Source organism: Vibrio sp. 1401 (assembly GCF_033340295.1).
In genome coordinates, this window is record NZ_JAWOWF010000025.1 from 28,633 (window position 1) to 41,922 (window position 13,290).

The following is a 13,290-nucleotide window of genomic DNA, read 5'->3' on the forward strand; positions in this document are numbered from 1 at the left end:
AAGACTAGCCTTTTTGATGAGCAGCTGGACAGGAAGTTTAGAGAAAAGCCGTTCAAATATGCCTTCTATCCATCAACAAAACGACTTAAATAGCAGTTATTTGGGCCAATAAACTTTCATTTGTGTCAATATCGTCTAAATTATTGATATCAGGAACGTGGCAAATACACCTGCTATGAAAACTGTTGTGAGAACGAAATAAAGGATAGGTAGTTAAACTTTGTTAAGTTCAGGTAAAAGTTGACGTCAGGTACTCCATGAAATTCTTGGGTTTTTTTGACTTTTGCTACATCATGTACTGATAAAATGTAACCACATTTAACCTCGCTACTGTATAAAATAATAGTTAGTGGCGAGACTTTCACTATAAGCAAGGAGTTCTTATATGAACAAAACGTTGATCGCAGCTGCAGCAACTTCAGTACTTCTACTAGCCGGTTGTGCTTCTTCTGATGACGCAGCTACAGCAAATGCAGCAAAATTAGACGAACTAAGCAACCAAGTTAGCCAACTAAGCCAAGACGTACAAGCTCTTCAATCTGACGTTCAAAAATCAGGCGCAGCAGCAATGGCTGCTCAAGAAGAAGCTGAGCGTGCTAACGAGCGTATCGATAACATCGCTCAGTCTTACACTAAGTAAGATTTAATACCGCGTCTTAACGCCCGTTAAGGCGCGGTTATTTCGATAGGAACCCCATTCTGTGCAGCGATTGCTGCTTTAGCCTTCACGTTTTTCATACCGAATTCATCCAGCCACCACTTTAACTCTTTCGGCACTTTCAGTTCATCTTTCTCGCCATTACTACGAGTCAAAGGCTCATGTGCTTCTAAGAACACACTTCTGTCAGGCTCAAGTGTCATTTTGATAGGCTGGTTAATGATGTTAACGTCTTCGCCGTTACGAACCTTGTCAAATAACCACTCAATGTCACTTGGGTCCATACGAATACAACCCGCGCTGACTCGCATACCAATCCCAAAGTCCTTGTTGGTACCATGAATTAGGTATTCGCCATTCCCGTAAGCTAAACGCAATGCAAACATACCAAGTGGATTATCAGGCCCCGCAGGAACAACGGCTGGTAGGTCAATGCCCTTTGCTTTGTACTCGGCACGAATAGAGGCTGGAGGAGTCCATGTAGGGTTCGGTCGTTTTTGGCTGATACGCGTTGTCATTACTGGGGTATCGCGCCCTATTCGGCCAATTCCGACAGGAAATACATGGACAATATCCTCTCCTTTCGGAAAGTAATATAAGCGCAGCTCGGCTAGATTAATAACGATACCTTTATAAGGTACGTCTGGGAGGATTAGCTGTGTCGGAATAGTAAGAACATGCCCCTCTTCTGGTAAGAAGGGATCCACGCCTTTGTTTGCGGCCATTAAACCTAGCATACCCACATCGTAGAGCTTAGCGATATTTGCCATGGTTTCGCCTTCTTGAACGACGTGGTTTTCAAGGCGACCAATTAAACGGCTTCCATCCTCTGGTAATTCGTACATCTTAGCGAATGATAGACCACTCACTAAAGATAACGACACAGATAGCAGGGTACGTTTTGCGAAACTCATTGATCGCTTTTTGCTAAGCATTTCACTCTATTCCTTGGCACTTTTAAAGAGCTGTAAGGTTATCTCTCTTTCTGTCTTGTGATCAACCATCGGCTTGTGATATTCCAGTAAAGAAAAGCCCTCCCAAGTCCAAGGTTTATGGATGTATTTGTTCGGTACACTTTTGATTTCTGGTACCCAGTGGCGCACAAATTCACCATTAACATCGAACTTTTCGCCTTGGCTTATCGGGTTGAAAATACGAAAGTATGGCTGCCCGTCACAGCCCGTAGAGGCAGACCATTGCCAGCCACCATTGTTCGCTGCAAAATCGCCGTCCACCAGCTTACTCATGAAGTACGCTTCTCCCCATCGCCAATCAATATGTAAGTCCTTGGTAAGAAAGCTCGCGACAATCATACGTAATCGGTTGTGCATCCAGCCTGTTTGATTGAGCTGACGCATTGCTGCATCAACGATTGGGTATCCTGTTGTTCCTGTCTTCCATCGCTCAAAGGCTTTCTCATCATAGGACCACTGGATTTTATCCTCCCAATCGATAAATCCTTTGCCTTTGACGAGTTTTGGTTCGAAAACCAATAGGTGCTGATAAAACTCACGCCAAATGATCTCACTTAGCCAAGTTGCTTTCCCTTCTGTAAGGTCATTTTGTTGATTTTCAGCATACAAACGAGCAATACACTGCCTTGGTGATAGCGCGCCAATCGCAAGGTATGGAGACAGTTGGCTAGTGCCATCAATAGCTGGAAAGTCTCGCTCGCTTTGATACGCGTCACTGCGCTCCCGTGCAAATTCCCTAAGCTGCTTCAAAATATCATTAGTCGAAGCCAGCCAGTCTTCACTGGATTCTCGAGGATAGCTAAATGTGAAGCTTGAATTAAATCGAGCCGACTCTAATTGTTCGAGTACCTTTTTATTGAGTGGCGCTTGCTCGTGAGGTTTTACTACCGTCGGCATATGGAACTGCGTTAACCAAGCACGCTTGAATGGCGTAAATACCTTAAAATATTCGCCTTGCTTATTAAGAACCGTCGTTGGCGCGTGCACACATTTGTCATGAAACAGTTCAAATTCGATATCGTGAGAAGCTAACGCTTCACTTACTTGTGTATCCAGCTCTCGTTCGTTCACCTCATAATGAATGTTTGCCATAACAGACGTGGCTTCAAGTGTTTCCGCCCACCCACTAATCACATCTGTACAATCGGAAAACGACGGCACCTCTTTGTACAAAAAAGGAATATTAAGGCTTTCAAGCTCCTCGTTAAGACAAGCTAAGCGACGAGCAATGAGGTCTGCCTGCATCGGCGCCATGTGATGCTCCCGCCATTGCTCTGGCGTCGCGATAAAGCAAGCGACAACAGGCTGACCTGAATCCAACGCCGCTTTGAGTGCCGTGTGGTCTAACGCACGTAAGTCACGTCGAAACCATACTAAAACCATGGTAGCTCCTATCTTTTGTCTACTAAGTTAGGTGTAATTTCTCTATCACTTCAGAGCACCCCATCCGATCACCTAACTGTGCGTGAAGCATTTTGATGGACGCTACTTGTTTAGCAGCTAGCGCTTTGTTGGAGAAAAGGTAGATAAACGAACCATTTTCAACGACCTCGTGATCTAGTAGACCAGAAACATCATCAACCTTATCGATCAAAGTCGTGTGATACCCTTGTTCGCAAAGCTTCGCTGCTTGAATCCAACTCTCAGACTCTCTGTTTTGTTCAAAGCTAATGAGCAGACACTTTCCTTTGGAAGCGGCTTTGTTTTCAGAATCGATAACAAGGGCAAGTCGAGTGATCAAACAAGTCTGAAATAACCCTACCTGTAAAGATCGCAGCGATCCTTTTACCATGTCTAGCGCATCAAATACTGGGCTAATAAACTGATCAATAACGAGTTTTAGTGGATACTCTTTAAGAACAGAGGCAAGTAAACTCTCTGCTTTTCCTCGATTCAGGGTAGACAGCGCAAGCAGCATGTTTTCAACTTCTTCGAGTGTGCGAACCTCGTTTTTGACTTCGACATCGGCGCTTTTTCCTAGCAGCCCCTTCACTTTACCAATCGAAATCCCCTTCGCGAGCCAGCTCTGGACTTCGCGAATCGTATCGAGATCTTGCTGGCGATAAAGTCTGTGTCCTTTTTCAGTTCGCTGAGGTTGGATCAAGTTGTATCTTCGTTGCCAAGCTCTCAGCGTAACTGGTTTTACACCCGTGATTTCTGCGACATCTCGGATCGCGTATAGTTTTTCTTCTGAACTACAAACCATAGCGTAATCTCATCTCCTGCGGATACGGTTCTAAAAACTTCTGTTTTGCTAAATACTCGTCTGGGTAAGTATTTAAGTAATGCTTAATCAATGTAAGTGGTGCTAGCAGAGGCAGCATTCCGATACGGTAGTCGTGAATCACTGTCGCTAACTCTTCTTTTTCTTCTTTAGTTAGTGAGCGTTTGAAGTACCCTTGTAAATGCATCAACACATTTGTGTTGTTTTTGCGGCTAGCCCGATTCGTTAACGCCTTCATAAGTCCTAAACGATACTCTTGGTAAAAGTCTTCAATTTCATAATTAGCGACATCAGCGACTAAGCGGCCAAGGGAGCGGTATGACTCTGGGTGGTGTGCCATTAACGTCAGTTTGTAGCGCGAATGAAAGTCGATGATTTTGCCACGAGTAGGCTCACCATCCATCGAGCCGTAAAAGTCATTTAGACAAAATACTCGAGTAATAAAATTTTCTTTCAATACAGGGTCGTTAAGTCTGCCATCCTCTTCAACAGGCAACCAAGGCATTTTTTGCATCAATGTTTGTGTATACAAGCCAACACCTTCTTTCGCAGCACTGTTCTTGCTGTAAACCTTGACTCGCTCCATGCCACAAGTTGGTGACTTGGCACAAACGATGTAACCACAAAGCTGCTCGCTTTGAAGTTCATCTACTTTATTGGCCGAGTAAGTGAGCATATTGTCGGTATGATCATTTTCTGGATTTTTGGTTTCAACCAATGCAACACGCTCTTCATTAGAAACAAGACGAATTGTTGGACGGGGTACTGGCATACCTACGCCGACTTCAGGGCATACCGAAACAAAGTCAAAATACGGGCTGAGCTCTTTAGTCACAAAGTTGCTCACCTTATGACCAGAGTCAAAACGCACTCGTTCACCCAAAACACACGAACTGATACCTACTTTGATTGAAGATTCCATGATGACGCATCCCTATACAAAAAGTTTTGTTGTATAACTTATAGCAAGCCTTTCCAGATTGTACAAGAAAATAAGTTGTACAATTTAATCGTTTTACTTCACTCGAAAGTATTTCGATCAACCAGCTGTCAGAAAAAAGTTTGGCCCAAAAACAAAGAATTTGTGCGCGCAATCGACAAACTGCTCAAAAGCAAATCGATTGCTCTTTTGATTTCAACAGATTTGGTTATCAATAGTAGTTGCAGTTTCTAAATGCGTGGTTTTTGTGACTAAGCTCTCAAGGGGCTACTGTACGTCCCGATATTATTGCCTCAACGAAAACGAACAAGTTCAACAGAATTGGTAATAGCGTTCTATAATAGAGGCGTTTTATCAAAACAAAACTTTGGAGAGCACTTATGGCAACCCCACACATTAACGCACAACCAGGTGATTTCGCTGAAACAGTTCTAATGCCAGGCGACCCGTTGCGCGCTAAATACATCGCTGAAACGTTCCTAGAAGATGTGAAACAAGTTTGTGACGTTCGCAACATGTTCGGCTTTACTGGCACTTACAAAGGCAAAAAAGTTTCTGTAATGGGCCACGGCATGGGTATCCCGTCTTGCTGTATCTACGTACACGAGCTAATCGCTGAATACGGCGTGAAAAACGTTATCCGTGTAGGTAGCTGTGGTGCAGTACGTGACGACGTGAAACTAATGGACGTTGTTATCGGTATGGGTGCTTCTACAGACTCTAAAGTTAACCGTATCCGTTTCAACAACCACGATTTCGCAGCAATCGCTGATTACGGTCTTCTAGAAGAAGCAGTTAACCAAGCGCGCGCTCAGGAAGTGCCTGTAAAAGTAGGTAACGTATTCTCTGCAGACCTGTTCTACACACCAGAAGCAGACATCTTCGAGAAGATGGAAAAACTAGGCATCCTAGGTGTAGACATGGAAGCGGCTGGTATCTACGGCGTAGCAGCTGACCTAGGCGCGAAAGCACTGACTATCCTGACAGTTTCTGACCACATCATCCGTGGTGAAAAACTAAGCTCAGAAGAGCGTCAGAAGTCGTTCAACGACATGATGAAAGTTGCACTAGAAACTGCAATCAACATCTAAGAACAAATAGTAAGTAATAATTTGCAGCCAGAGTTATGCTGGCTGCCCGAATTATCCCGAGGGGGCGATTGTGTCTAACGGCGAACTGCCAAAAGACGCAGATGGGTTACAACTCAACTTTTGTAAAACATTGGCGTGTGACAACTTTGGATTGAGTGATGCAAAGCGTTACGTTCTGCAACATGCGAACCCTAAGCGTCCGGCGATGGTATGCCGTGAATGTGGAGCTTTCCCCCCCTTACTTAATAATCGCGATGTCGTGAACGAACTTCATCGCCTGCGGCACGTCCACAGTGACGGGTTGCCTGCTTGCCGTAATGATGATTGCGACAACTTTGGACTTTCTGTCCACACTCACAAACACCTCTATCACGCTTTCGGTTACAGTGGCGATCGCCAACGTTACCGCTGTAAAGTGTGTCAAAGTACCTTTGTCGACAAGTGGTCTGGTGCCAACAAGAAGCTTCAATTTCAAGAGAACTTGATGGGTTTATTGTTTACGGGATATTCCGTACGAGAAATCTGCCGCAAGCTTAGTATTAACCCAAAAACCTTTTACGATCATGTTGACCATATAGCTAGCCGCTGCCGCCGCAAGCTGGCAACCATTGATGCGCGCTGGGTAAACCACGCAACGCATTATGAATTGGCCTCAAACTATATTGCATTGCAACCGAACAGCAATAATGGTGTGTATTGGATTGTTTCTGGCGAAGCGCATTCTGGCTATATTCTTTGCCAGCACGTCAATTATTCCGCTGATGAAGAGCCAATCGCAACGCTCGATCATAATCCTTACGATGAGGTGTCTCGTTTTGTTTCCCAGGAGTATGTAGCGGAAGCAAGTGAGCCGCTTGCGGAACCTTCTTATCACCTCAGAGAGCGAATTGACCAAAAATACCAAACAATTTTGGCTCGCGGTAACGTAGAAGACCCTCTTGGTAATCTATCTGTATTTCATTACCCTTCAAAAGGGGCATTAGTCCGTCCGCCATACACCTCGTATGCACACTATTTGCACGTACTTGATATGTGCTGCCCAAACAAACGTGTATCTCTATACATGCCTCAAGATCCCCTACTACGTTCAGCTGCACTGAGCGTTTGTTTACCTCGTATTAAAGAGAAAAGTGTCGACTTGATGTACGTAGAAGAGGACGCTAGTTGGGACATGAGCACTCCCTTTGGCAAAGTCGATATCGCCTATATGAGTTGGTGGCGCGATCGTTGGGCAATCTCTAGTCAAAACGAAAACCACAAAGGCATTTGCTACCTCGCTGGCGATCAAAATGAGCCTGAAAAATGGTTTAACGTTGCGACAACTCGTCATGTGAAGTTTTATCAAAACCGCTTTCAGATTCTTTTCGAAAGCTTCATTAACGAGCCACGTCGCAAATTACGACCTGCTGGTATTTTACCTCTTTTAGATATATTCAGAGCTTGGCATAATTTGTGCTATCAGGATAAACAAGGTCTTACCGCTGCACAAAGGTTAGAAGTCTCTGATGCACCTTTGACAATCAAACAGCTCCTATCGTAGCTATTCTATTGGTAATTTAGATGTAGTAATTAGGGGTTGTAACGGTATACATTACGGCCCCTGATCGTTTACCAAAACGTTATCCGCATCGCTTTGGTAAAGAAACATGCATCTAACCACTTAATATTAGGTGTGATTTCCAGTTCGATAGTCATGGATGTGAACGTTGGATAAAAACCAAATTCAGCTAGAAGATGATCTCACTAAGCTTAAAGGCCAAATAAAATCGGCCCCTAAACATACCTTTAATATTGCGCAGCAATATCGTATCCGCGCGGAACAAATTTTATTTGTGGACGGAGAGATCAAAGCCTTACTCATCATGGCGCAATGCTGTTGGTGCCTAATGGATTACCGACAAGGCTTAAAACTCGTCAAAGACGCTTACAGCAAACAAACACAGCTTGAAACCGACGATCATCTCCCGGAAATTCTCCATCTTTTTGCACTCCAATATTGGGGCCAAGCAAAGTATTATTCCGCGCAACAATATTGGATTAATGCGCTCGAACAATCTGCTCTTGTTGATGATGTTGAAATTCAAATCGAATCTCTAATTGGGCTTGGTAATGTATGGCGCATCACTAATGAACACCAACTTGCCGCTTCAACTCATGAGTTAGCCGTTAAAGTGGCAAACAATGTTCGTATTGCTTGGTTAGAAGGCAAAGCGCGCATCCTATTAGCTTGGGACTATTACTTACTAAATAAGTTTGTCGAGATGCTTACGGTACTGGATGGAGCAACCGAAGTATTAAAAGATCATGATGACAGTACGTGGCAAGCCGAGATCTGGGACTTTAAAGGGTTAGCACTGCTTGGACTAGAACGCCTTGATGCGGCCGAAGAAGCCACCCAAAAAGCCCACCAGCTCGCCATTGAGCATGATCTCGTTTGGATGAAAGCACACTCTTTTATTAGCCGAGCAAGACTTGAGCTTTTGCGCCAAAATACAGACAGCGCTGCCAAGTTGCTACTTGCAGCAGAAGAGTCTGCACTCAGTTTCGACCACGGTGAGCTACTCAGCCAAATTTGCTTCCAACAATCACGAGTCGCTGAAGAACAAGGAGACTTTGAGTCTGCGTTTAACGCGTTCAAGAAATACCGTAAGCACGCACTCAAAATGCTCAAAGAACAAACTCACCGAATCAGCATGGATAAAGCAAGAGGCTCTAAACGCCAACTAGAGCAGCGAGCACGTAAGCTGATCAATCATATTCGCTCTCAACACGAATACGACCCTGAAAAACAGTTCTCTAATGTCGTTTCTGAGACCTACTGGTGGGAACAGTTAGTTTTGTTTAAAACGGAGCTCAAACGCTCTAACCACGCCATCATTATGATTCAGCATTCAAACCCCGAAGTTCTCGATGTTTGTACCGAGCTCGTTCATGCATTGACAACCTCCAGCGACCTCATCTCGAGAATTTCCAGTAACAGGCTAGCAATGTTAATTGCAGAAAAAGGTCAAGCAGCAGAAGAGGTCTACCGCACTGTCCAAGCGATGTTAGACATCTATCCATGGAAGCGACGCGGAATCAAAGGCCCTAAACCGATACTGTATTTGCAAGATATCCTGACCTTCCCATTCACGTTAGAACAGCTCGAAGAAAGTTATATTGAGGTAATGAAGAATGGAACAACTGCTTAGCAAGGTGACTGACGCAGGTATCGATCCTTCTTCCGTTTCAGGTGAAGAAGCGATTACGCTATGGGAACACATAGGGTTACATATTGCGTCAACAAACCGAGAGAAAGCGCATTGCTATATCATTAGCGCCGAGTATCGAAGAGAGATCAAACAGCTCAACGACAGCATTAGTGAATTGAAACAAGCGCTTGAGTTGCTTGTTTTACCAGAGGATGTAGAAGATATTCTTTCTGTGAAAGCAAGCTTGAGTGAGCGTTTAGTTGAAGTAGGTGACTACAATGCGGCATTAACCGAGTATGTTGCTTCAACCAATATCGCCGTCGAGTACGGCTATATTGATGAGTACGTATTGGCCATTATTGGAATGGGTAATTTGTGCGATGCCTATGGGGATCACCAACGTGCATTACGTTATTATCAAAAAATAGATGCTATCGATCACGCTATTGGCAGTCGATCCCTACGCCTTCGTTACAAGCTGTACATGCTTGCCTGTTATATCAGCTTGAACCGTACCGCAGACGCCAAAGAGCTATTGAGTGAATGTGAAGAACTGAGCATTCTCGTCAGTGATAAAAACCTCGCCGCGCAAATTCACCTCTACCGAGCCAAATTACATCGTCTGCAAGAAGACTACCCCAATGCGTTGCTGGCTATTTCGAATGTTCAGTATACAACGGGTAGTGCCACGACATACTGGTTATCCACGATGGTCAAAATTGAGACTGCGTATTGTCTAAACGGTGTAGGGCACACTTCTTTAGCTAATTTAACGTTGGACTCCATCAGTAAAAGGATTCAAAAGCAGCTATCTCCTATCGTTACTCAGCATTTTTATAACGCGATGAGTCAAGTTTACGCCTCTCAAGGGTTGTATCAAGAAGCATTAAATTGTGAAAAAAAAGCGCATAGAATCGAATCTGATCTTGTAAAACATATTCCGATCGGTGAGTTAGGGTCTGCTCAACTACGCCGACTTTCACGCTTTGAGTTACAACTCAAACTCATTTTGTCAGAGCTAGAAAACAAAGAACTAAAAGAAACCACCAAGCAGCATAAAAATACTGTTGCTCAGCTACAGCAGGACGTCTTTACCGATCCACTTACGTCTTTACACAACCGACGCTGGTTAGAAGTTAAACTAAAAGATCTACTTCTGCACGATACTGTATTTGCATTGATGGTCATCGATATCGATCACTTCAAATCCATCAATGACGAACTAAGCCACTTGGTGGGCGACAAAGCGATCAAAAGTGTGTCACAGGAACTGGCGTCCTACTTCAGATTTAAAGGCGCATCGTGCGTACGATTTGGTGGTGAAGAGTTCCTCGTGATCCTTGAGAATACCCAACTGGAACGCGCAGAAATGCATGCCGAGAATTATCGTGAACGGATTTATCAATATGGTTGGGACGATATTCTTGGTGAACGGGGGCTGACCGTATCCATAGGGATTACCTTGCATCGAGAAGGCGAGAATACTCAGCGAACTTTTTATCGTGCAGACAAAGCTCTTTATCGCGCCAAAGCCAACGGCAGAAACCAAGTCTGTACCGAACTTTAAACCATGCCCCGGTTGACATCTGGGGCTTTGTTATACTTTTTACTTATCCTTCCTCAATCACTTCACTGTTTGTTTAAATAAGTACTCAGCAACACCTTAACTGCCAATAAACATCAGTGGATACTTACATCGCATAAACATAATTCCTACATAAAAACCGCTTGATTCATCTGTAGTTAAGACAAATACTTAAATTGTTAATTTACGTAGATTTTCCATTTCGCAATAAGCACAGGTAGGTAAGATGTTTCTAGACTATTTTGCACTTGGGTTACTCATCTTCGTTGCTTTAGTGATCTTTTACGGAATCATTGTCATTCATGATATTCCATATGAAATCGCCAAAGAGAGAGAGCACCCGCACCAAGACGCAATTCACTACGCTGGCTGGGTCAGCCTTTTCACTTTGCATGCGCTGTGGCCATTTTTATGGATCTGGGCAACATTATGGCGCAAGGAACGCGGCTGGGGTTTTAAACAACTAGAACAAGAAACACACGACATTCATCACCGCCTTGAAGAACTCATCGATGAAGTCAACGAACTCAAAAACGAAGTATCGATGTTGAAACAACAAAAGATTCAGCAAAAGCCTTTGCCTGAACAAAGTAAAGAGGACGAATAATGGACTTATTGCTGATTCTGACTTACGCAGCTCTTTGTATTGCCATTTTTAAAATTTTCAATATTCCTCTAAACAAATGGACCGTTCCAACCGCCGTACTTGGCGGCGTAGTGTTAGTGGGCACACTCGTGCTGCTTATGAACTACAACCACCCATTTACTCAATTGGGTAACCAAGTGTTCCCGACTACGCCTATCGTCTCTGGCGTGCGTGGCCGCGTGGTGGAAGTGCCAGTCCAGGCCAACCAACCGCTCAAAACGGGCGATATTCTTTTCAAAATCGATCCTGTGCCTTTTGAAGCAGAAGTTGCTCGCCTGGAAGCGAAAGTCAAAGAAGCAAGCCAAGGTGCGTTGGGCTTAGAGTCGGATCTAAGAGAGGCAGAAGCTGCTGTATTGAAAGCGCAAGCGGACAGAGATAAAGCACAAAGGGAATTCAGCCGATATCAAAGGGGCTTTGATCGTGGCGCGTTTACTGAACAAGATTTGGATACTCGACGCCAAGCGTATAAAGCGGCAGAAGCCATGTTAGACGTTGCGATTTTGCAACAAGAACAAGCGCAAATCGCTCTGGACTCTGAAATCGGAGGCGAAAATACCCAAGTCGCGCAACTTCTTGCCGAGCTGCGTAAAGCAGAGTTTAACCTAGAGCAAACCGTAGTTCGTGCGCCAACCGATGGTTACGTTACGCAATTGGCTTTGCGTCCTGGTGTTATGGCTGTGCCGTTGCCACTTGCCCCGGCAATGACCTTCGTACATACCGAAGACATTACGTACACCGCGGCATTCAGACAGAACTCATTACAACGCTTGAAGCCAGGCTTTGAAGCAGAATTTATGTTCCGCGCAATTCCGGGCAAAGTGTTCCGTGGCGAAGTCATTGACGTGATTCCAGCCATTGGTGAAAGCCAAATTCAAGCGCGAGGCGCTCTGCTTGGGACTGATGCCTTGCGCACGAGCGGACGTGTTTTTGCGAAGCTGAAAATTACCGACGACTTGAGTGGATACCACCTACCAATGGGTACTGCGGTTGAAGTTGCAGTTTATTCAGACAGCTTTACTCACGTATCAGTGATGCGCAAAGTTCTTATTCGTATGAAGAGCTGGCAGAACTATTTATACCTCGACCATTAATGAACATATAGCGCATTCATTTATCGGTAAAAATAACATCAAACAGTGTAATCAGGGGCTGACGATCAGCCCCTGATTCATTCTAGCCATCCAGATAGATAGCATTCCCACTTTTATTAATATTCTGTATAATGCGCGCCTTATTTTTAATGCTTGCTAAAACCAAAGCCAGTCAAAGGGATGCGTGAATCAAATCACACATTTCCTGAAGAAAAATAGAGCAAACAATAAGCAGCTTGGTTGTTTTGAATATATGTTACACAATCAAATAACTAACGCTTTCCGACAAAACAATTAAACGTTCTTTAAAATCGACTATTGAACTGAGGTTATCTATGAATCTTTCCGCTAAAACTGTTGTGGTTATTGCAATCGGTGCTGCTCTTTACGGTATCGGCGGCTTACCTATGTTTGGCATCCCTGTGTTTGCAAACACAACGCTAAAACCAGCAATGGCAGTATTAGCATTGTTCTCAGTACTATTTGGACCACTTGTTGGCTTCTTGGTTGGTTTTATTGGTCACTGGGTTACTGACCTATTTGCAGGTTGGGGCGTATGGCTCACTTGGGTACTTGGTTCAGGTATTGTTGGTTTGATTATCGGTCTATTCCCTTCTCTAACGCGCTACCGTTTGGAGAAAGGTGATTTCAATATGAAAGACTTCGCGTTATTCGTAGTACTTGCGCTATTAGGCAACGTATTTGGTTACGGTTGCTCTGCATTCCTCGACACGATTTTATACGCAGAACCGTTCACTAAAGTGTTTACCCAGCTTTCTATTATCGCGATCGGTAACACCATTCTTATTGCTATTGTTGGCTTCTTCATTCTTAAATCTGTCGCTAAACGTAACAAGCAAAGCCGTAACTTAACAGAGGCTTAATGTCGA

Annotated in this window: 12 protein-coding genes; 8 read left to right on the forward strand and 4 right to left on the reverse strand. The window is 44.1% G+C overall.

The genetic code is table 11. The features are described from left to right. Positions 1–385: 385 nt before the first annotated feature. Positions 386–640: an Lpp/OprI family alanine-zipper lipoprotein gene (locus R7Z77_RS13895; RefSeq protein ID WP_005375145.1), complete on the forward strand. Its 255-nt coding sequence runs from the start codon at positions 386–388 to the stop codon at positions 638–640. A 26-nt stretch (positions 641–666) separates the two neighbouring features. On the opposite strand, the gene R7Z77_RS13900 is transcribed toward R7Z77_RS13895, so the two are convergent. Genes R7Z77_RS13900 through R7Z77_RS13915 form a run of 4 tightly spaced genes read right to left on the reverse strand, consistent with a single transcriptional unit; the run spans position 667 to position 4,778 of the window. Continuing rightward, the gene (locus R7Z77_RS13900) at positions 667–1,593 is read right to left on the reverse strand and encodes a L,D-transpeptidase family protein (protein ID WP_025768560.1); all 927 of its coding nucleotides are present in this window, start codon (positions 1,591–1,593) and stop codon (positions 667–669) included. Positions 1,594–1,599: 6 nt separating this feature from the next. Continuing rightward, the gene (gene phrB / locus R7Z77_RS13905; RefSeq protein WP_213967602.1) at positions 1,600–3,015 is read right to left on the reverse strand and encodes a deoxyribodipyrimidine photo-lyase; all 1,416 of its coding nucleotides are present in this window, start codon (positions 3,013–3,015) and stop codon (positions 1,600–1,602) included. Between the two features lie 22 nt (positions 3,016–3,037). After that, on the reverse strand, positions 3,038–3,838 hold the full coding sequence (locus tag R7Z77_RS13910) for a MerR family transcriptional regulator (protein ID WP_033906723.1): 801 nt from the start codon (positions 3,836–3,838) through the stop codon (positions 3,038–3,040). Next, positions 3,828–4,778: a YbgA family protein gene (locus R7Z77_RS13915; RefSeq protein WP_053350049.1), complete on the reverse strand. Its 951-nt coding sequence runs from the start codon at positions 4,776–4,778 to the stop codon at positions 3,828–3,830. The genes R7Z77_RS13910 and R7Z77_RS13915 overlap by 11 nt, the downstream gene beginning before the upstream one ends. Positions 4,779–5,176: 398 nt before the next feature. Between R7Z77_RS13915 and deoD the strand changes: the two genes are divergently transcribed. The 7 genes from deoD to R7Z77_RS13950 all read left to right on the forward strand — a co-directional run bounded on the left by deoD (position 5,177) and on the right by R7Z77_RS13950 (position 13,284). Further along, entirely contained in the window at positions 5,177–5,887 is a 711-nt protein-coding gene (deoD, locus tag R7Z77_RS13920; RefSeq protein ID WP_005375140.1) for a purine-nucleoside phosphorylase, read from the forward strand. A 70-nt stretch (positions 5,888–5,957) separates the two neighbouring features. Further along, on the forward strand, positions 5,958–7,427 hold the full coding sequence (locus R7Z77_RS13925) for a hypothetical protein (protein ID WP_005375138.1): 1,470 nt from the start codon (positions 5,958–5,960) through the stop codon (positions 7,425–7,427). 166 nt (positions 7,428–7,593) lie between these two features. Then, complete coding sequence (locus R7Z77_RS13930) at positions 7,594–9,078, forward strand: hypothetical protein (RefSeq protein WP_005375137.1); 1,485 nt, start codon at positions 7,594–7,596, stop codon at positions 9,076–9,078. Continuing rightward, complete coding sequence (locus tag R7Z77_RS13935) at positions 9,062–10,645, forward strand: GGDEF domain-containing protein (RefSeq protein WP_213967601.1); 1,584 nt, start codon at positions 9,062–9,064, stop codon at positions 10,643–10,645. Before R7Z77_RS13930 ends, R7Z77_RS13935 begins: the two co-directional genes overlap by 17 nt. Positions 10,646–10,889: 244 nt before the next feature. Continuing rightward, positions 10,890–11,270, forward strand: coding sequence for a DUF3302 domain-containing protein (locus tag R7Z77_RS13940; RefSeq protein ID WP_005375135.1), 381 nt, complete (start codon positions 10,890–10,892; stop codon positions 11,268–11,270). Beyond that, entirely contained in the window at positions 11,270–12,400 is a 1,131-nt protein-coding gene (locus tag R7Z77_RS13945) for an HlyD family secretion protein (RefSeq protein ID WP_005375134.1), read from the forward strand. The genes R7Z77_RS13940 and R7Z77_RS13945 overlap by 1 nt, the downstream gene beginning before the upstream one ends. 335 nt (positions 12,401–12,735) lie before the next feature. Beyond that, positions 12,736–13,284, forward strand: coding sequence for an ECF-type riboflavin transporter substrate-binding protein (locus tag R7Z77_RS13950; protein WP_005375133.1), 549 nt, complete (start codon positions 12,736–12,738; stop codon positions 13,282–13,284). The last annotated feature ends 6 nt before the right edge of the window (positions 13,285–13,290 follow it).

What these genes read in the sequence shown, in the direction of transcription:
- R7Z77_RS13895 (WP_005375145.1), top strand. Translation starts at nt 386, where the DNA reads ATGAACAAAACGTTGATCGCAGCTGCAGCAACTTCAGTACTTCTACTA.
- R7Z77_RS13900 (WP_025768560.1), bottom strand. Translation starts at nt 1,593, where the DNA reads ATGCTTAGCAAAAAGCGATCAATGAGTTTCGCAAAACGTACCCTGCTA.
- phrB (WP_213967602.1), bottom strand. Translation starts at nt 3,015, where the DNA reads ATGGTTTTAGTATGGTTTCGACGTGACTTACGTGCGTTAGACCACACG.
- R7Z77_RS13910 (WP_033906723.1), bottom strand. Translation starts at nt 3,838, where the DNA reads ATGGTTTGTAGTTCAGAAGAAAAACTATACGCGATCCGAGATGTCGCA.
- R7Z77_RS13915 (WP_053350049.1), bottom strand. Translation starts at nt 4,778, where the DNA reads ATGGAATCTTCAATCAAAGTAGGTATCAGTTCGTGTGTTTTGGGTGAA.
- deoD (WP_005375140.1), top strand. Translation starts at nt 5,177, where the DNA reads ATGGCAACCCCACACATTAACGCACAACCAGGTGATTTCGCTGAAACA.
- R7Z77_RS13935 (WP_213967601.1), top strand. Translation starts at nt 9,062, where the DNA reads ATGGAACAACTGCTTAGCAAGGTGACTGACGCAGGTATCGATCCTTCT.
- R7Z77_RS13940 (WP_005375135.1), top strand. Translation starts at nt 10,890, where the DNA reads ATGTTTCTAGACTATTTTGCACTTGGGTTACTCATCTTCGTTGCTTTA.
- R7Z77_RS13945 (WP_005375134.1), top strand. Translation starts at nt 11,270, where the DNA reads ATGGACTTATTGCTGATTCTGACTTACGCAGCTCTTTGTATTGCCATT.
- R7Z77_RS13950 (WP_005375133.1), top strand. Translation starts at nt 12,736, where the DNA reads ATGAATCTTTCCGCTAAAACTGTTGTGGTTATTGCAATCGGTGCTGCT.